Source organism: Sulfitobacter sp. SK012 (assembly GCF_003352085.1).
Classification (GTDB): Bacteria; Pseudomonadota; Alphaproteobacteria; order Rhodobacterales; family Rhodobacteraceae; genus Sulfitobacter.
In genome coordinates, this window is the sequence record NZ_CP025805.1 from 112461 (window position 1) to 132120 (window position 19660).

17 protein-coding genes are annotated in these 19660 nt (G+C 53.9%); 14 read left to right on the forward strand and 3 right to left on the reverse strand.

Annotation, left to right across the window (positions count from 1 at the left end; all coding sequences use genetic code 11):
* Positions 1–218 precede the first annotated feature (218 nt).
* From ftsH to C1J03_RS23870, 7 genes are all read left to right on the forward strand, one after another.
* On the forward strand, positions 219–2132 hold the full coding sequence (ftsH, locus tag C1J03_RS23840) for an ATP-dependent zinc metalloprotease FtsH (RefSeq protein ID WP_114889304.1): 1914 nt from the start codon (positions 219–221) through the stop codon (positions 2130–2132).
* Positions 2133–2193: 61 nt separating this feature from the next.
* On the forward strand, positions 2194–2484 hold the full coding sequence (locus C1J03_RS23845; RefSeq protein WP_441351149.1) for a hypothetical protein: 291 nt from the start codon (positions 2194–2196) through the stop codon (positions 2482–2484).
* A 438-nt stretch (positions 2485–2922) separates the two neighbouring features.
* The gene (locus C1J03_RS23850; protein WP_114889238.1) at positions 2923–3861 is read left to right on the forward strand and encodes an acetamidase/formamidase family protein; all 939 of its coding nucleotides are present in this window, start codon (positions 2923–2925) and stop codon (positions 3859–3861) included.
* A 447-nt stretch (positions 3862–4308) separates the two neighbouring features.
* Positions 4309–5904: an ABC transporter substrate-binding protein gene (locus tag C1J03_RS23855; RefSeq protein ID WP_114889239.1), complete on the forward strand. Its 1596-nt coding sequence runs from the start codon at positions 4309–4311 to the stop codon at positions 5902–5904.
* 79 nt (positions 5905–5983) lie between these two features.
* The gene (locus tag C1J03_RS23860) at positions 5984–6970 is read left to right on the forward strand and encodes an ABC transporter permease (RefSeq protein WP_114889240.1); all 987 of its coding nucleotides are present in this window, start codon (positions 5984–5986) and stop codon (positions 6968–6970) included.
* 3 nt (positions 6971–6973) lie between these two features.
* Positions 6974–7804, forward strand: a complete 831-nt coding sequence (locus C1J03_RS23865) for an ABC transporter permease (protein WP_114889241.1) — start codon at positions 6974–6976, stop codon at positions 7802–7804.
* Positions 7801–9438, forward strand: a complete 1638-nt coding sequence (locus tag C1J03_RS23870; protein WP_114889242.1) for an ABC transporter ATP-binding protein — start codon at positions 7801–7803, stop codon at positions 9436–9438. Before C1J03_RS23865 ends, C1J03_RS23870 begins: the two co-directional genes overlap by 4 nt.
* A gap of 591 nt (positions 9439–10029) precedes the next feature.
* On the opposite strand, the gene C1J03_RS23880 is transcribed toward C1J03_RS23870, so the two are convergent.
* Positions 10030–12342, reverse strand: a complete 2313-nt coding sequence (locus C1J03_RS23880) for a molybdopterin guanine dinucleotide-containing S/N-oxide reductase (RefSeq protein WP_114889244.1) — start codon at positions 12340–12342, stop codon at positions 10030–10032.
* Positions 12343–12452: 110 nt separating this feature from the next.
* Between C1J03_RS23880 and C1J03_RS23885 the strand changes: the two genes are divergently transcribed.
* Positions 12453–14573 (forward strand): N,N-dimethylformamidase beta subunit family domain-containing protein, encoded by a 2121-nt coding sequence (locus tag C1J03_RS23885; protein ID WP_114889245.1) that lies wholly within the window; start codon positions 12453–12455, stop codon positions 14571–14573.
* Between the two features lie 219 nt (positions 14574–14792).
* Here C1J03_RS23885 and C1J03_RS23890 read toward each other — a convergent pair whose 3' ends face one another.
* Complete coding sequence (locus C1J03_RS23890; protein ID WP_114889305.1) at positions 14793–15206, reverse strand: c-type cytochrome; 414 nt, start codon at positions 15204–15206, stop codon at positions 14793–14795.
* 237 nt (positions 15207–15443) lie between these two features.
* Here C1J03_RS23890 and C1J03_RS23895 point away from each other — a divergent pair, with 237 nt between their 5' ends.
* Together C1J03_RS23895 and C1J03_RS23900 are read left to right on the forward strand one after the other, a co-directional pair.
* Positions 15444–15743, forward strand: a complete 300-nt coding sequence (locus tag C1J03_RS23895) for a transposase (RefSeq protein ID WP_254694299.1) — start codon at positions 15444–15446, stop codon at positions 15741–15743.
* Positions 15744–16175: 432 nt separating this feature from the next.
* A complete protein-coding gene (locus C1J03_RS23900; protein ID WP_114889246.1) occupies positions 16176–16961 on the forward strand; it encodes a formate/nitrite transporter family protein in 786 nt (261 codons plus the stop codon).
* A 403-nt stretch (positions 16962–17364) separates the two neighbouring features.
* Here the strand turns inward: C1J03_RS23900 and C1J03_RS23905 are convergent, their stop codons facing one another.
* Positions 17365–17781 carry a universal stress protein gene (locus tag C1J03_RS23905; protein WP_368073936.1) on the reverse strand — a complete coding sequence of 139 codons (417 nt, stop codon included), beginning with the start codon at positions 17779–17781 and terminating at the stop codon, positions 17365–17367.
* 309 nt (positions 17782–18090) lie between these two features.
* Here C1J03_RS23905 and C1J03_RS23910 point away from each other — a divergent pair, with 309 nt between their 5' ends.
* The 4 genes from C1J03_RS23910 to C1J03_RS23925 all read left to right on the forward strand — a co-directional run bounded on the left by C1J03_RS23910 (position 18091) and on the right by C1J03_RS23925 (position 19540).
* Complete coding sequence (locus tag C1J03_RS23910; protein ID WP_114889248.1) at positions 18091–18444, forward strand: GerW family sporulation protein; 354 nt, start codon at positions 18091–18093, stop codon at positions 18442–18444.
* A 312-nt stretch (positions 18445–18756) separates the two neighbouring features.
* Positions 18757–19020 (forward strand): DUF2953 domain-containing protein, encoded by a 264-nt coding sequence (locus C1J03_RS25520; protein WP_162798660.1) that lies wholly within the window; start codon positions 18757–18759, stop codon positions 19018–19020.
* The gene (locus C1J03_RS23920) at positions 19017–19265 is read left to right on the forward strand and encodes a hypothetical protein (RefSeq protein ID WP_114889250.1); all 249 of its coding nucleotides are present in this window, start codon (positions 19017–19019) and stop codon (positions 19263–19265) included. The genes C1J03_RS25520 and C1J03_RS23920 overlap by 4 nt, the downstream gene beginning before the upstream one ends.
* Before the next feature lie 5 nt (positions 19266–19270).
* The gene (locus C1J03_RS23925) at positions 19271–19540 is read left to right on the forward strand and encodes a hypothetical protein (protein WP_114889251.1); all 270 of its coding nucleotides are present in this window, start codon (positions 19271–19273) and stop codon (positions 19538–19540) included.
* The last annotated feature ends 120 nt before the right edge of the window (positions 19541–19660 follow it).

The following is a 19660-nucleotide window of genomic DNA, read 5'->3' on the forward strand; positions in this document are numbered from 1 at the left end:
TGCCGTTTTGTCCTGCCATCAGGCGGGCTAACGCATTGCGCACACTTGCCTATCCGCGGAATTTGATGCTGTTTGCGAAGCCCTCAGATTTGCAGCCTTGGCCAATTGTCACAGATCAATCCTCAGAAACGTAACACGGCTAATGTAGCAGCGAGGTATTGGCTGCTTAGGATAAAAGCATCAGGATGCCTTCAATTTCGACTTTGGGGGCGACGATCATGGGAAATCACAGTGCACCACCGGAACCGCCTAAACAGCCTCCGCTGAAACAGTTTTTGTGGTATTTTATTTTCGGTCTGGCGGTCTTTGCTCTCTTTTCAACGCAATCCCCGACAAATCAGCGAACACAGACGGTTGCGTCCTACAGCGCTATCAAGGACCTGATCCGCAATGGCAATGTTACCGAAGCGACACTCGAAGCCACGGCCATTGTAGCCGTCTTGCGCTCGCCCACCTCTGAGGGTGTGCAACAGTACCGGGCGATCACGCCGCAACAACCTGATCCGGATTTACTGCCATTGCTTGAAAACGCAGGCGTTACAATCACAGCCAAAGAGCCTTCGACCCCGTCGGTTCTGCTGTCATTCCTGCCGTGGATCCTGATCCTTGCGGTCTATCTCTGGATCAGCCGGCGGATGATGGGCGGGGGTATCAGCGGTGGGCTGCCGGGTGGGATTGGCGATTTTCTCGGGGGCAGGTCTACCAAACCGACAGAACCCACCAGCAAAGTCACGTTTGCGGATGTGGCAGGTCAGGACGAAGCCAAGCGCGAGGTTTCTGAATTGGTCGAGTTCCTGCGCGACCCCGACAGATTTCAGAAAGTCGGCGCGACAGTCCCACATGGTGTCTTGCTGATGGGTCCGCCGGGCACTGGCAAGACGCTGTTGGCCCGCGCCCTCGCAGGTGAGGCTGAAGTGCCGTTCTTTTCCACTTCGGGGTCAGAATTCATCGAGGTGTTTGTCGGCGTCGGCGCGGGTCGGGTGCGCAAGATGTTTGAAGAAGCGCGAAAACAGGCCCCATCAATTATCTTTATCGACGAACTAGACAGCATCGGGCGTACCCGAGGCACTGGCCTTGGTGGAGGTCACGATGAGCGCGAACAGACGTTGAACCAGATCTTAGCTGAATTGGATGGGTTTGCAGCGCGTGAAGCCGTGGTGGTTTTGGCGGCGACGAACCGTCCCGATGTGCTCGACCCGGCACTTCTGCGTCCGGGTCGATTTGACCGCCACGTCACTTTGTCGTTGCCAGACAAGGTGGCGCGCCGTGCGATATTGGATGTGCATGTCAAAGGTCTGCCAATGCACCAAGACGTCAATCTGGATCAGGTGGCGGCAGGCACGCCGGGGTTTTCAGGGGCTGACCTAAAGAACCTTTTGAACGAAGCCGCAATCACGGCAGCGCGCCATTCAGCCAGTGATATCACGTCCGCCGATCTGGACGAGGCGCGCGACAAGATCATGATGGGAACAGTGCGCACTCTCGCGATCCAACCCGACGAAAAGCACCGTCTTGCGGTGCATGAAGCCGGGCATACGGCAGCTTCCTATTACAACCCCGGTGCCGATCCGCTTTACAAAGTAACGATCATTCCGCGCGGGCGCAGTTTGGGCAGCACGCGTATGCTGCCAGAAGTCGAACGCCACACCCTGCCCGAGGCTTATCTGCGCGTTCAGCTGACCACGTTGTTGGCCGGGCGAGCGGCGGAAAAACTGTTTTTGGGTTCGCTCAGTTCGGGAGCCGATGACGACATCCGCCGCGCCACTGCAATGGCACGCTCGATGGTGGCACGTTGGGGGATGGACCCCGATATCGGCCCGGTGGATTTGCGCGATAGTGATGACCATCCGTTCCTTGGCCAGCAGATTGCCCAGCCTCGGTCCTTTGCGGACGAAACCGCAGCGCAGGTGGATCAGGCCGTGATGAAACTCCTGCACACCGCCGAAGATCAGGCCAAGCAGCTTATTGGCGACCACCGCGATCAGGTTGCAATGCTGGTGGCGCGGCTTGAAGCCGAAGAGACGTTGGATCTGGATGATATCAAAGCCTGCCTTGAAGCTAACGATAAGATTCGTCCTCTTGTGAAGAAGCGCAAGGGCAGCAAGCCAAGTGCGCCGGAGCAGCGCAAGTGAGACAACCAGAAAAAGTCTCGCACCAAAAGTTGTTTATGCAATCGCGAGGCAAGAGTAACGAATGACATTGCAAGACGATCATAATCCATCGGATCGAAGGACTTGGTTCCAGCGCGCCATTCTAGATCTCGCGCAGCAGATGCGATGGTCGTTTCTACCGCCCCTTATGGGTTATTTCGCGGCTGGGGTGTCGGGCCTTACATCGGTCGTTGGGGCATTTTACCTCAAAGACTATCTGGATTTGTCAGCCGAGTTCATTGCAGGACTGGCGTTTTGGGCGGGACTGCCGTGGATTCTCAAAGTCCCATGGGTCATGTCGTCGATCTGTTCTGGAAATGGAAAGCCTTACTGATTTTGGTCGCTGCATGGCTGACTACGCTGTCATTAGTGATCAGGTTTTATCTAGTGCCGCACCCGTATGAGATGGGCGAAATCCTCGATTTAATGTGGTGACGTGGGGTTCAAAATGTCTATCGGTTTTTGCGAAATCTGCTGATCAAATGACAATAAGCCTCGGGTAAAACTAGTTTATTTTTTTGATTGAGGCGCTCTACTGATCAGCGTTTTGAAATGAGAATTGCGCAGTTGATTTCTTGTCGAAAACGGATCGACCGTCCACTTCCCCTTCTGAGTAGAATTAGCAAATTTTGAAAACAGGCGGGAGAAACCGCACGATTGATGCTTCACATGAACAGCTGAACCACGCATTGTAGATAGAAAAGGTTAGCCTGCGGAGGGGCCTCAAAATGATGACAAAAGAACCACTTATAGACCAAAGACTGACAACACGATGAGTGTAATTTTGAAGGCATCGACCGAGACCTGTCATTGGGGGTTTTTCGAAGCCGCACTTGCGCCAGTTTGCACAATCGAAAGTGGAGAAGAAGTCACAATTGATAGCATTTCTGGCAAGCCGCAAAACCTGCCAGGCGATGGGTTTCATGTGCCCCCAGAGTTGTTGGACATGCATGCAGCAGGTGTGCCTACCGTTCCGGGGCATATTTTGACCGGACCAGTTGCCGTAACAGGGGCGTTGCCTGGCGACGTGCTTCAGGTCGACATTTTGGACATAACCCTAGGTCAAGACTGGGGATTTACCTTTATCCGGCCTCTGGCGGGCACTCTCCCTCAGGATTTCCCTAATCCACATCAAATCATCATTCCGCTTGATGCAGACCGCAGGGTTGGAACCCTGCCCTGGGGGCTTGAACTACCATTGAACCCTTTCTTTGGTGTCATGGGTGTTGCCCCACCGTCTGCATGGGGACGCATTTCGACGATCGAGCCACGGGTCATGGGCGGCAACATTGACAATAAGGAGCTGGTGGCCGGTACGACACTTTATCTGCCCGTGTTTACTAAAGACGCATTGTTTTCTTGCGGCGACGGCCACGGTGCCCAGGGCGATGGCGAGGTATGCGTCACGGCCATTGAAACCGCCCTTCAGGGACGCTTTCGTCTTACCGTGCTAAAAGATCACGACTTGATCTACCCTCAGGCCGAAACACCAACCCATTACATCACAATGGGCATGTCGCCGGACCTTGATCGCTGCGCTGAAATGGCCCTGCGCGATATGATTAAACTTGTTTCGCAACGGGCAGGCATTAGCCGCGAGGACGCCTATATGCTTTGCAGCCTCGCAGGCGACCTCAGAATCACCCAAACAGTGAACCATGAAAAAGGTGTTCATATGATGATGGCAAAAAACCTGGTCGATGCAGCTTGAGGAGACGCCCGTTTAGCGACGGCGTACCGCTCTCATGGGGAAATAACCTTTGGACAAACGCGGCCGCGCCATCGGCTTGCGGACAAAGTGCGCACAACAGTTCAGGTGGGGTCATATCCACCAATAAACGATCTCGCGGTCGGCGACTAGCAGACAGGACATGTGCTGAAACGTCCAAAAAAAGTAAGTGACTCTCTATTATTGAGACTCGCGTGATCTGCCTACGGACTCGCAAAATGTTGTTTTTGTAGACACAATTTCTGATTGTGTCTACAAATTAGGCAACCCGTCTAAACCTAACCTTAAGGCAATAGAATATTCACCTTTCGATTGATCAAGAGCCACCGAAAAGCGCCAATGGTGCCTGAACCAAACGACATAAAATAACCGGTGGAAAAAACCGTTCGGTCCCGGATGAAGGACGAACAACAACTAGGGGATTACTGAATGAATTTTAAGACTCTGCTTATGGGTGCCTCATTTGTGGTCGGGCTCACGCTCGCCCCGCTTGTAGCAATGGCCCAGAACTCTGGGGGAAATCTCGTTTATCTGGTCCAGCCTGAACCGCCCTCGCTGGCCTCGTTCCTGTCTACCTCAGGCCCTATCGGCCTGGTTGGCCCGAAGATATATGATGGTCTGTTCGATTATGACACAGATCTTCAAATCGTTCCTTCGCTGGCCGAAAGTTATGAAGTGAGCGAAGACGGAAAGACCGTTACGTTCAAGTTACGCGAAGGTGTAGTCTGGCACGATGGCGCTCCGTTTACGTCATCTGACGTTGCCTTCACTGTTATGGATGTACTCAAGCAAGTGCACCCGCGCGGCCCCAACTCTTTCCGTGAAGTGACCTCAATCGATACGCCGGACGACTATACCGCCGTGTTCAATCTTGAAAACCCAGCTCCTTACATGCTGCGGGCCCTGTCTGCTTATGAAAGCCCGATGGTGCCAAAGCATCTTTTGGAAGGTCAGGACTTGCGCAGTTCGGATCTGGCCACAAATCCAGTTGGTACAGGCCCATTTACGTTCACAGAATGGAAAAAAGGTCAGTATATCCGTCTTGATAAGAACGAAAACTACTGGAAGCCAGGTCTGCCCCTGATCAATCGTATTGTTGGCCGGTTCATACCTGATGCGTCGACCCGCACCGCTGCGATGGAAAACGGCGAAGTCATGTATGGCGCTTACGGGGCAATTCCAAACATTGACGCCGTGCGCTTGCGCGAAATGGATGGCTTTTCGGTCACGACTGATGGCTATGCAATGATCAATCCAATGGCGTTGATCGAATTCAACACGACCAAACCACCATTTGACAACCCAGCAATGCGTAGGGCTGTTTCATTGGTCATGGACCGTCAGTTCCTGATCGACAATATCTGGTTTGGGTACGGCAAACCTGCCACATCAGCACTGTCATCGAACTTTGATAAGGTCGGTCTGTATAAGTCCGGACTGCCAAACTATCCAGCGTCAGGCGATTTGGACGCGGCGATCAAAGAGCTGGACGACGCCGGCATCATGCCAGATGCAGATGGCATTCGCGCAAGCATCACGCTCGACCTTATCCCATATGGTGAAGACTGGCGCCGGGCCGGTGAGTACATGAAGCAAGCGATGAAACCGCTCGGCATCGAAGTTGAACTTCGGTACGAAGACGTACCAACCTGGCTGAACCGGATTTACGCGGAATACGACTTTGAAATGAACGTGAACTACTTCTACCAGCTGCCCGATCCGGTGCTGGGCGTTCATCGTCACTATGGTACTGACCAAATCCGTCAGGGTACGCACTTCGTGAACTCATCACAGTATTCCAACCCTGCGCTAGACGCACTTTTGGCAGCTGGCGCTCAGGAGCCTGACGCCACCAAGCGGGCGGGAATCTACGGTGAGATCCAGACTATTCTGGCAACAGATATGCCAGTGGCAAACCTGTTCGAAATGGAATTCCTGACTGTCTATAACGACAAGCTGGCGGACCATGCGACATCAGCGATGGGCGCTTACGGCCCATTTGAGAACGCCATCGTCGCCGAGTGAAGCTTTCACTTTAATACGTCGTTAAAAAGGCACCGGTCAAAAGTTGGCCGGTGCCATTTACGAAAAGGGTCCAAACTTCATGGAGAGTTCACAGCGCCGCACAAGATATGTGCTGAAGCGTCTTTTTCAGGCCATTCCAATTGTTTTTGCAATCGTCGTCCTGAATTTCTTCCTGCTGCAACTGGCTGAAGGTGACGCTGTAGACGTTCTCGCCGGAGAAGCTGGTTCAGCAACCCCAGAATATATGGCTGAATTGCGCGAAAAATTCGGCTTGGACCAACCGTTGATCGTTCAACTGGGCGTCTACCTCAAGAATGTTGTGACCCTCGATCTGGGTTATTCGTTCCGCCATGATATGCCAGTGAGCGAGCTCGTTTTGGATCGCTTTATTCCGACTCTCCTGCTGATGACGTCGACGATCATTCTTGCAGTCGGTTTCGGTATTCTTCTGGGTCTCGTCGCTGCCTCTGGGCTAAATACATGGCGAGACACAGCAATCTCGATTTTCGCTCTTATTACTTACGCCACCCCCCTATTCTGGGTCGGATTGATGCTGATCGTCGTGTTCTCGTTAAACCTAGGATGGTTCCCGACATCGGGGATGGAAAATTTCGCCATGTTCTACGAAGGTTGGGACAGGGTTGTAGACATCGCCCATCACCTCGTCTTACCAACCATCACGTTGTCGCTGTTCTATCTCGCACTTTACACTCGACTAATGCGCGCCTCGATGCTGGAGCAAGCCGGGCAGGACTATGTCACGACCGCCCGGGCAAAGGGCCTGACAGAGCGCCGTATTCTCTTTGTCCACGTTTTGCGTAACGCCATATTGCCCGTCGTTACGATGGCCGGCGTGCAGGTCGGCGCGCTAATCGGTGGCTCTGTGATTGTTGAATCTGTTTTTGCATGGCCCGGACTGGGGATGCTGGCGTTTGAAGCCCTGTTTGCACGTGATCTCAACTTGCTCTTGGGCATATTCCTGTTGTCTGCCGTCTTGGTTGTGGCAGTTAATTTGATCGTGGACATTATTTATTCCACGCTCGATCCTCGCATTGAGATGGCCTGACACATGGAATTCTGGAAGCTTTTCGCACGCAATCGTCCCGCCGTAATGGGAATGATTATTCTCTTTCTGATCTTCTTGATGGCAATCTCAGCACCCTTTATTTTTCCCGCTGATCCTTTTAGTTTGGTGGGTCAGTCCATGTCACCGCCCGGTGCTAATGGGTTCCTTTTAGGCAGTGACTCGCTCGGACGTGATGTTGCGTCTGGTATTGCGCATGGGGCAAAGACATCTTTGCTCATCGGGTTGCTGGCCACGCTGGTGGCGGTGTTCGTCGGTGTCATCATGGGCGCGCTTGCTGGGTACTACGGTGGCATTGTCGACAACCTGTTGATGCGTACCACAGAGATGTTCCAAACGATCCCGTCTTTTCTGTTCGCCATCCTGTTGGTCGCAATTATGAAGCCCTCCATCGAAAGTATCGTCATTGCGATTGCTGTCGTCTCATGGCCTGCCGTCGCCCGTTTAGTACGGGGCGAGTTTCTAAGCTTAAGGAATCGCGAATTCGTCCAAGCCTGCCATACCCTTGGTATGGGTGATGTGCGGATCATGCTTGGGGAAATTCTGCCAAACTGCCTATCTCCGATTATTGTAATCGGGTCTTTGATGGTGGCTACGGCGATCTTGATCGAAAGCGGCCTGGCTTTCCTTGGTTTGGGTGATCCCAACATCATGAGCTGGGGATTCCAGATTGGTGCGGGACGGACATTGCTGCGTTCGGCTTGGTGGGTCTGCACCTTCCCTGGCATCGCGATCCTGCTGACAGTGCTGGCAATCAACCTTGTGGGTGAAGGCTTGAACGATGCCTTAAACCCGCGCCTGAGGGATAGATCATGACCCGCCTTCTTGACATCAGAGACCTGCACGTCGGCCTGCCCGCTGGGGGGCAGCGTAAATATGCGGTTGAAGCCGCGAACCTCCATCTGGACGCGAATGAAATCCTATGCGTTGTGGGCGAGTCCGGGTCAGGCAAATCCCTTACGGCTCGCGCCATCATGGGGCTTTTGCCAAAGCCGCATGTGCATATAGCCAAAGGGCAAGTGAATTTTCAGGGTGAAGACCTTGCCGCCGCCAGCGAGGCCCGTCTACGACAAATCCGTGGGTCAGAAATTTCGATGATCTTTCAGGAGCCAATGACGGCACTCAACCCTCTGATGAACATTGGCGGGCAAATCGACGAAGTATTTCGCTTCCACGAAAAGATGTCGGGGAGTGAGCGGCGCAGTCGCGCCCTAAAACTGCTGCACGACGTCCAACTGCCAGAGCCAGAGCAGGCCCTTAGCGCCTATCCACACCAATTGTCAGGTGGCCAACGCCAGCGCGCAATGATCGCAATGGCGTTGGCACTTGATCCGAAAATCCTGATTGCGGACGAGCCAACTACAGCGCTTGACGTGACCACGCAGGCACAAGTCTTGCGGTTGATCAAACAAATGCAGGAAACCCATGGCACTGGCGTTGTCTTCATCACCCATGATTTTGGGGTCGTCGCTGATATTGCCGACCGCGTGGCTGTGATGCAGAACGGGCTCGTGGTTGAGACTGGCCCAACCGAAGAAGTTCTGCGCAGACCCCGCCACCCTTATACCCAAGCCCTAATGGCGGCAGTGCCGTCATTGATCCCTCGGGCCGCACGACCACGATCAAAAGAAATGGTTCTGCGGGTCAATGCACTGACCAAAACTTATAGCGGCGGCGGCGGGTTATTTGGTGGCAAAGCCCGCGTTGTGCATGCGGCTAAGGAAGTAACACTTGACCTGACACGGGGCGAAACGTTGGGGATTGTTGGTGAATCTGGATCTGGAAAATCTACGGTCGCGCGATGCATTGTCCGTTTAACCGATGCAGAAGCCGGTGAAATTCTGCTAGGCGACACCGATCTTCGCCCCTTGGGCCGCGCCGCGATGCGCCCGCACCGTGCTAAAATTCAGATGATGTTTCAGGATCCCTTTGCATCACTCAATCCCCGCTCAAAGGTCGGGCGTATCATTGCGCAAGGACCCGAGATGTATGGTGCAAGCCGCACAGAGGCACGCGAAAGAGCACTGGAGCTGCTGCGGATCGTTGGACTGGACGATCGCGCCTACGAACGCTTTCCACATGAGTTTTCAGGTGGACAGCGGCAACGCATTGGCATTGCCCGCGCGCTTGCGCTGGAACCCGAGATTTTGGTTGCAGATGAGCCGGTATCGGCGCTGGACGTCTCAATTCAGGCGCAGATCCTCGATCTTCTGGACGAAATCCGCGACCGCATGAACCTGTCGATGATCTTTATAACTCACGATCTGCGGGTTGCCGCTCAGGTCTGCGACAGGATCGCAGTGATGCAGCGTGGTGAGGTCGTCGAGATCGGGCCAACAGCAGAGCTCTTCGCCAATCCGCAGCATCCCTACACCACCGAATTGCTGGCTGCCGTGCCGGGTAAGGGCTGGTTTTCAGGCGAAGGAAAAGCGCTGACGGAAGCATCTTAAGAGGAGTGGACTGCGCCAAGGTCGCGTCGTCATTTCAATTTCCGACTGCAGTCAGCCCGCCAAGAGCGGTATGTTCGATGGCCGTTCCACCAACCTCCTCAAAGTGAATAGTCTGCTGCCTGATCACCTTGGCCGAACTAAGTTACTGCGATGCGCCGTTCCGTGCCCCCCCCCGGTGCGGGCATGCGACACCTCAACTTTTTCAAACCGACCAGGTAAAGCACCCTTTTGCCGCCAAATCCTCTCAGGGGCCATAGAGGCCTGCTGCTGCCAAATCGTGTCGCCCTTCAAATGTCTCAAAATGTGAAACCTGCCGACGCATTGTTCGGTTGGGTCCGTAAGGGTCTGCTCAGCAATTCTTGCGATACCACCCGTGCCCATTACGTGCATAACTGTTCCCGTACCCGTCCAGTTCCAGCGCTATTGGGCTCAACGCTTCAAGCTGTGCCGCCCACTGGGCTAAAACCTTCCAGATACGTTCGCATGAGCACAAGCGGAGATCCTGCCTTGTGCCACAACTGCCCAAGGGGTCGGTCCATGTTATCGGTTGGCCGATCTTACTGTTGACCGGGACTAAGACTATGCCTTGTCCTAGGAAGGCCTGATTACGTCAGGCGGTGAATAAATTTGCGAAACGCCAGCACCCTCCGGTGCTGCCACAATTTCAACCAGACACGAATGCGCTATTGGGCCCTGTGCCAGCCGCGAAGTGCCCTTGTCTGGAGTCAAGACGTTGGGGTTCCCATTGCTACAAGACTCACCATCAGGGTCGAACCACGCACCTGTCGCGATCTGGATGACGCCCGGCATGATGTCATCGCTGATCTGCAATCCAGCGATACAGGACCCGCGATCGTTGAATATCCGCACAACCTGCCCGGCTGTAAGCCCCCGCGACTTGGCATCTGCGCTATGCATCAAGCAAGGTTCCCGCCTCGCGATCCGGCCAGATTGACTGACTGCGCCGTGATCAAGTTGCGAGTGGAGTTTATCGCGGGGCTGGTTTGAAATCATATGAAGCGCGTAAGCACGCGTGTTCCCCAGCCATTCAAAGGGCTCCAACCATGCAGGATGGCCCGGACAATCATCATAGCCAAAACCCGCGATGGTTTCAGAAAATATCTCGATCTTCCCGCTGGGTGTTTTCAACGGATGTGCACCTGGATCGTTGCGGAAGTCCTCAAGCATGATGGTATCGTATTCTGGCGCAGGAACGCGAAAAAACCCTTCGCGCTGGAAACTATCCCAGTCAGGCAGGCCGACGCCTTCACCGGCAGCAGACTGGCGGGAAATGTCATAAAGTCGGCGCTGCCACTCCTCGGGACTGCGCCCTTCGGTAAAGGCCGCTTCAACGCCCATCTCAGAGGCAATGCCCCGAAAGATGTCATGATCGCTTTTCGCGTCGCCCACGGGATCAATGGCCTGATCCATCACCACCTGAAACGGGTCTTTGGGGGTAAGAGCGATGTCGCTACGTTCAAGCGGTGTCGTACAGGGCAACACGATGTCGGCGTGGCGCGCAAGGCTGTTCCAGCACCATTCGTTTGCAATGATTGTTTCTGGACGGGCCCAAGCCTTGCGCATCCGGTTCAAGTCTTGATGATGATGGAACGGATTGCCGCCAGCCCACCAGACCAAACGAATATCGGGGTAGATCAGGCTCTGCCCGTCATAGTCGAAACGGCCACCGGGGTTTTCCAGCATATCCGTCACACGCGCGACAGGAATGAAATCAGGCACTGGATTACGGCCTTGAGGCAAGGACGCATAGTCGATGTTCCGTCGCTGCAGGCCGATGTTGTTCATCGCTGAATAGCCAAAGCCCAGCCCTGTGCCGGGCAGTCCGATCTGACCCAGCATGGAGGCCAAGGCAATCGCGGCCCAGAACGGCTGTTCGCCATGATCCTGCCGGGTGAGTGACCAGCTTACCGAGAGCATCGTTCGCTGTGATGCCATACGCCGTGCAAGCTTTCGGATGTCATCTGCAGGCACAGCACAGATATCGGCTGCCCAATCTGCGGTTTTTGGGATATCATCCGCATCCCCGCACAGATAGGCTGCAAACGGTTTAAAGCCTGCTGTGTATTTGGCCAAGAACGCCTTATCGTGCAAGTTCTCTTCAAGCAATGTATATGCCAGTCCCAACATCAGCGCAGTGTCAGTCGATGGGCGCGGCGCAATCCATTGGGCTTGTGCAAAGGCGGCCATATCGGCCTTCAAGGGAGAGATGTTCACGAATTGCACACCCGCTTCGGCCGCAGCAGTGACTCCTGCCTTTTGGACATGTGCTCCAAGACCACCTTGTGAAATCTGACCGTTCTTCAGCGGCACCCCACCGAAAGCCACAAACAACTCGCAATGCTTGGCGATGGATTGCCAAGAGGTCGTGCTGTCCAGCGGCCCTCGAAAATCACCCAGCACATGGGGGACGACAACTTCTGCGGCGGCAAAGCTGTACGTGTTCTTTGAACTTGTGAAACCACCAATGCAGTTGAGGAACCGTTTCAACTGCCCTTGGGCATGGTGAAACCGCCCGGCACTCGCCCATCCGTATGACCCGGCGTAAATAGCCTGATTGCCGTGGGTCTCGGTCACGCGCTTTAGTTCAGACGCCACCAACCGATCGGCCTCATCCCAACTGACTTGCACAAAACTGTCGCCGCCACGCAAATGCCCAGCGGTACCAGGACCACCCTCGAGCCAACTTTTGCGCACCATAGGTGCTGTGATCCGTGTCGGCCCGTCCAAGACATCGACAATCCCCTGCCCAATGGGCGATGGATCACTGTCTTGCTCAAAGGGCTGCAACCCTGTGACGCGTCCATCGTCCACTTGAACACGATAAGTACCCCAATGGGTGCTTGTCAGACGGTCGCGGTCAATTCGCTTCACAATAACATCCATATATCCAACTCATTGTTCGCCACTAACGGAACACAATCAACGTCCAAGACACATTGCCATTAAAAACAGAATAGGCAATTGATAGGCTATCATCACAAAGGACGGGCACAATGGCGACACACCTAAAAGATATCCCACTTTTGGGATATGTTGACCGCCTCTCTGGCCGACCCGGTGACACCTTTAATTTCAAAGTGTCATCTACGTCTGCGAAACCCTTCCAAGCCCACCTTATGCGATCCATCAGCGCGGATCCCAACCCCGAGGGGCCAGGCATCGTTGAGGAGGACGCATCACCCTATTTCAAGAAATCTACCTATCCATCAGTGCATCGACCCTTTGCTGCCGGCTCCTACGGTATCGGGCAGACCAACGTGACGGCCACTCCGGCATCCGAGGTTGCCCTGTCGGCACGGATTTATCCCACACTGCGCAGCGCGCAGGCTCAGACTATTGTAGGAATCGGGCGCTATGATCTTAGGATCGACCCAGATGGCGCAATCAGCCTTGCGATCGACGGGCGCACGATCACGTTGGGTAAAGCCCTGACCCTGCGGCGTTGGTATGACATCCAAGCTCGGATCACGCACGATACTATCTCTCTCGCACAAATCCCAATCGGACACCGTGCGGAAGCTGCCCAAAACGAGACGAGGGAAGGCATTCCCGATCTGGCGCTCTTTGGTCGGCCCACACTTGCAGCCCACTTGATCGACGCAAAGCCAGCACAACATTTTAACGGTAAGATTGAGGCCCCTAAAGTCACAGTAGATGGACAGTTACTTTGCCAATGGGATTTGTCGCGGGACATCTCAAGCTGCATCGTCCCTGCGCAGGCTGGACCCAACTTAACGCTGGTGAACTATCCCGCCCGCGCTGTAACCGGATCCGCTTGGAACGGATCAGAAATGAACTGGACCCACAAACCTGCGCATTATGCGGCGATCCATTTCCATCAAGACGACATCTACGATTTTGGATGGGATACCGACTTTACCTACACATTGCCCGACGATATTCCATCTGGCGTTTATATCATGCGGATTGGGTGCGAAGAATTTGAGGACGCAATCCCATTCTTTGTTTGCCCCCCATTGGGGAAACCCAAGGCAAAGCTCTGCGTACTGGTCTCGACCTTCACCTACGCCATCTACGGCAACCATGCGCGGCCTGACTACAAGCCGTCTTGGCAGGACCGGATCAGTGATTGGGACGCTTATCCGTATAACCCAGCTGAGCATCCGGAATACGGGCTATCGACCTATAACTACCACGCTGACGGGTCTGGAATTTGCCATGCATCACACAAGCGCCCACTTTTCAATCTCAAGCCCGGGTATTTCACTTTTGGCGAAGCCGACTGTTCTGGATTGCGCCATTTCCCAGCCGACATGCACCTTATTTCCTGGCTGCATGCGATGGGGATCAACTACGACATCGTTACGGACAGGGAATTGCATGATGACGGCGCGGCGGCCATTGCGGGCTATAGTGCTGTCACCACGGGTACTCATCCCGAATACCATACCAGCGAAACTTTGAACGCGCTGCGCGACTATCGTGACGGCGGCGGCCATCTGCTGTATCTTGGCGGAAACGGGTTCTATTGGCGCATTGCCTTGCACCCTGAGAGCGAAGACATGCTCGAAATCCGCCGCGCCGAAGACGGCATTCGCGCCTGGGCTGCAGAGCCCGGTGAATACTACAACGCCTTTGACGGCACCTACGGCGGCCTCTGGCGTCGCAATGGGCGTGCCCCTCAAGATCTTGTTGGGATCGGGTTCGCGGCCCAAGGCGAGTTCTTTGGTGATCCGTATCGCCGGGTCTGTACCGATGCCGCCTACGATTGGGTCTTTGAGGGTGTAAAGAACACATTGATCGGCAACTACGGGTATTCGGGGAACGGCGCTGCCGGGTTCGAGCTCGATCATATGGACTACACTATCGGTACACCCCAAAACACTGTGCTCCTGGCGCAATCTGTGACGCGCGACAACGGCTTTATGCTGGTGCCCGAGGAACAACTGACCCATCTTACAAATCTATCAGGCGGCAGCGCCAAGGACGCCATGCATGCCGATATGGTCCTAATCAACTATCCAGGCGGAGGATCCGTCTTCTCAACCGGATCCATCACGTTTTGTGGCAGTCTGCCTTGGAACAACTTCGACAACGACGTCTCTCAGCTGCTTAAAAACGTTGTGGCGCGCGTTCTTCCGAATGATGTCTGATATTTGCTCAATGCCGAATTGCATGTGTTTGGAACATCACAAATGATTGGTTCGGATGGCTGTTTTTTTCTGAATCTGGCAACTTTTCCTATCAGGTAAAAATACCCAAAATGCCAATCATATCGATCCAATAGCCGAATACGGGCATTGACGAGACTACTGGTCACGAAAACAGGTCCGCCATGCGGCGATTCCAGCAAGTGAGGACCGCCGCGGCAATCAAGGGTATGTTCCCGTCGCCTTTGGATCCTGAATCAATTCAAGATAATTTGCTAATGCAATCAGCGTAACCGGTGTGGGTGTTAGCCTACCATCTCCCGCATCGAAAGGGACCAGCCTACCTTCTGCCAAGTCGCCAAAAACCGGCATTTTCTCTCGTGGAAGAGTTCGGCGGTGATATCCGTCGATGATAGACATTACCTCGACCATCGGCCAAAGACCGTCGCGCCGCGCTGCAATTTTTGTCAAGTCCGCTGGCTTGACTTCAAGCTCAGCAGCCAAAGGTCCGTCCCCACGACCTGTGACACCATGACAAGATGCACAGGAATTGACAAAAACCGTACGTCCCGATGAAGGACTATCTGGGGCACACCCCATTTCTGCCAAGAGTAGGATCAAAATCGCGCGCTTCATAAGGTAGCTCCCTGACAACATTTTATGAAGAAACATATTCTGTTGGCAGACCAGCGACTTGATTTCCATCAATGCGAGGGTGGATCAGAAGCGCATTGGACATGATCGATTTTAGAAGTGTTCTCTCTTCGCGGCATAGTCAGGAGCGAGATAGCGCTGTCCTTCAGGGTCATGGCGTTGTTGAATGGGTCCGTCAGTTTGATACTGAGGCGGTTCGTTCCATTCAGGATGCTGTAGATGCCCGGCAAGTGCATTGCTGTTCGTCGTGACAAGATCCCCAAGCAGAAGTTTCGGGTGACTAACTGGGCAAACTATAATGAAGGCCTTCGCCGCCGCGGGGATCTAACGGTTTGGGTCAATGCTGAGGCGCTTGAATTGTGGTCGGCTCCGCATCGGGCAACCCAGGGTGGCCAGCGGAAATATTCGGACCTGGCGGTTGAGATTTGTCTGACGCTGGGCGTGGTTTTTAAACAACCGCTGCGGCAAACCCAAGGTCTCATTCGAGCATCGTTCGGCTGTTGGGCGTCCAGATTGTAGTGCCGGACTTTTCCACGCTCTCGCCCCGGGGCAAGGGGCTGACTTTGTCAGAAACGCAAAACCCGGTCATGCGCGCTCCAATCCAACTGGTTGTCGACACTATGGGCCTGTCCGCACAATCGTTTAACCAACCGGTACATAAATGCCGGTGCCAATGGTGACGCCAAGACCGTATAAGACTAGGCCGACCAGACCAATCGAGCGCTAAAGATGCGCGGTCTCTGTCGCCGAATGTTTCATGATCTCCCGCGCCTTGTTCGTTAGACTATGGTTACTTTGCCGATTTACCTTGATTTGGTTCAAATCAACCCGGCTGCAGGTGAGATCAATCCTGTCCTGCCCGCCATCACCGACAGGTTCTGCAGCAGCGCGCACCAGCCCTGAGCCGATATTGGCCTTCCCCTCTCTGACCGATCCGCTATCGTCAATCGGATGATAGTTGAAAACAACCATGACGCCTATAAGCCTGCAAAGATCGCTGCTCTGGTAGAGGGCGCTGGTGTCGCAAAGGCACATCTTCCGGTAGCTCAGATGTTTGTGCTCGCTATCCTAGCCGGGGCGTTCATTGGATTTGGAGCTGCCGCCTACACTGCTGTGATGACCGGAGTAGATGCCGCTTATGGACCAGCAAGATTGCTGGGCAGTGTGGTGTTTTCGCTTGGCCTCATATTGGTGATCATCGGAGGGGCAGAATTATTCACTGGCAACGCGCTGATGGTGATGGCGGCCGTTGATCGAAAAATCACTATGCGCATGCTGTTGCGAAGCTGGGCTGTCGTGTATGTCGGAAACTTTGTCGGCGCGGCAGGGCTGGCTATTGCTTTCGGTCTGAGTGGCATTCTGGATGGCGCAGTGGGCAGTACAGCAGCAAAAATACCAGAAGCCAAGGCCGCGCTGCTACCATTCGAAGCCTTCGTGCGCGGTGCCTTGTGCAATGCGCTAGTGTGTCTCGCGATTTGGCTGTCTTTCGCGGCACGGACTGCGGCGGGGAAAATAATGGCTATCCTCTGGCCCATAAGTGCGTTCGTTTTGCTCGGCCTCGAACATTCAGTAGCGAATATGTACTTCTTCCCTCAGGGTTGGATGGCCGGTTCTGGGGTAACCATGAGTGATGCTTTGGCAAACCTGATTTGGGTGACCTTGGGGAATATTGTCGGCGGCGCTGGTGGCGTCGCACTGGCCTATCGATTTGCCTACCTTGGTCAGTCCAGCGAATGACAATCCACCTTTGGATCTGTTCTAACAGCGACCAAATGACCGCTTTCCAGCGGCTTCTACCAAACCCGATTCTCATTTTTCCAAAATCATGATGTATGCCACCATATCGTCAATGTTCCCGCCAATCATATACTCTTTATAACGCGGCATTCTCTCATGAAATGTTCTAACAATCCGTCTTCAGACCTGCCCAGCAGAGCTGGTATTTGGCGATTACTGCAAAGCTTGGGATTCCCAATTTGAAGGGCCCATTTGGTTCGATATTATGGCAAACGGAGCAGTACTCATCAGCTATCAACCTCCCCATTTCGAGATTACCCTCTTGCGCTGTGGAGAAAGAATGTAGTCAGAGACAGCCACCCACGTGCAATGCTGAATCTAGGGCGCATGTGTATCTGCCCTTCTATCGGATTACATGCACTGAGCAAGTTGCGTGGCGCACAACGCGCGCGGCTGTGGACCCTAGGAAGAAGTCTCCAATCCCTGGCCTGTGGGATGCCACAATAATGCAATCGATTTCGTTGGTGCTCGCATAGTCGACTATTGCCCTTCCAGCCTGACCAGAAATGATCTTAGCTTCTGATCCCGCGAAATCCTGCGCCATTTCAGACACTGATGTCTCAATACGATTGCGAGTCTTCTTCATTACGTCCTCCGGTATTTCGGCAAGTGCAAAGCCTGGGATTGGCTCCATTACATGTAAGAGAGTAAATTTAGCATCTTTTCCTGCCAGTTTCTTTGCCACGTCAAAGGAAGCCTGATTGTGATGCTCTTCATCAAAAAGAACTGGGATTAGAATATTCTGATACACGGTTGCCACCTCGCCTTGGGTTTCAAAAGTAGTGCCTTCGCCAAATTATGCGGCCCGCAGTTCTCCGATATTGAGGCAAGTCAAAACAAGACGATAAAACACAATCTGGGTGGATCAAGAGAACCCAACATCCATACAACACACCTTGAAACGCCGTCCGGTTTTGCTGTTCTATTTCAATATCTTACCTTACGTCAGAGCAGCGAATTGGGCAGACGGAGGAACAAGATTCCCTAATGCCAATTGATCAGGGTCAATGCGCAATGCTCACCATCAGCTAATCACAAAAGTTATGTCCCAAAAGCTTAGGAGAGACTGATGGAAGACGTTGAGAAGCTGCTGAAAGGCACGGTTGAAGAGCTCGACCAATTGTTGAACGCAAAGAACGTCCTTGGCGATCCGATTGAACGCGATGGGGCGACGGTTATCCCGATTGTTAGTTATGGCTTTGGCTTTGGTGCAGGCGGAAAGGTCGACCAAAAGTCGGGAAATTCAGCGGGAACTGGTGCCGGTGGCGGGATCAAACCTTTGGGCGCGATCATCTTTGACAAGGAAGGCGCACGCGTTGAGTCTGTCAAAGGCGCGTTGACCAGTATGACCGAGATTGCCGCTGAGGCCGCCACTGCTGTCATGGACAAAATGTCGGCGTCAAAAGACAAATCAGACACCTGAGCCGATATGTCTCTTTTGTTGGGGGTCCTATTTTGGCTATTGTTTGCCGTTCTGGGCTTAGCAGGCCTGATTTTGATCACACCTGTCTTTCTGCGCGTGCATCTGACCAATTCCCCACTGTTTGCTTACCGCGTCGAGGTTCATGCATTGGGCCGGCTAGCCCCGCGCTTCACGCTCGCAAAGGGACCCAGCCAAGATGTCGTCCCGAGGCACATGACTAAACGGGCAAAACCCAAGCAACGAAGATCATCACGACGCAAGTGCGTGAATGGCGCATTGATCAGCGCTCTGCCTGAACTGATGAGAGGAATATTGCGGCATGTTCACGTGGCGGAATTGCACATCGACGCAGACTATGGCTTTAGCGACCCTGCGGATACCGGTCAACTTTCTGGGCTGCTCATGCCGCTGCAATATACCAGCCCTTTGCCTGCATCGGTTTTGTTAGATTTGCGCCCAGATTTCACGAAGGCCTGCCTGAAAGGGAGCATGACGGCGGCCGTTCGTGTTACAGTGGCCGCGCTCTTTGTCCCTATCCTGTGCTTTGCATGGCGCGCATTCGGACCGAGCAGATGACAGTAGTGCTGGACAAGGTGGTGCAAATAGGGCCGCGCCAAATAACGGCGCTGTCTGAGTGCACGGTTATAGCAACAAACTGTAGAGCGACGGCTCTGGTTGCTGGACAGAAAAGACCTGTCGCAATTCTGATCAAGCAAGGAATGGAACTGACGGCCTTCGAACCAGATGGCACGCCGATAACACGCAAGCAGGTTGAAACGTTATGTCCAGGCGCGTGGCGCAAGGCGTTGGAGCTTGGCTGATCCCTATGGAACAAATCTCTAAGAATCCCGATACGCAGAATGACAAGATTGGTTTTCTCTCCTCTGCGAAGGAGCACCTCGGAGGTGGCCCAGTCGAAGTAGTTCAAACGCATGGCGCAGTGATCTTCCTGGCAGGCAATCTCGCACTCAATATCAAACGTGCCGGGCGCTACGACGACATCGACCTGTCTCCGCCCGAACCAGCGCTTGTTCTAATTGGCGGGCTTTCAGGAAATAGCAAGACAACTGTGGTGCGCACCAAAGCCCTGATTTAAAATCCCGGCGTATGCCAAAGACCTAAACGCGTGTGCCTCTGGCCCGCAAACCGCGCTCAGCCCTGATTGATCGCGATCAACGCACATGCCCCAGCGACAAGTTACCTTAAAACAACGAAC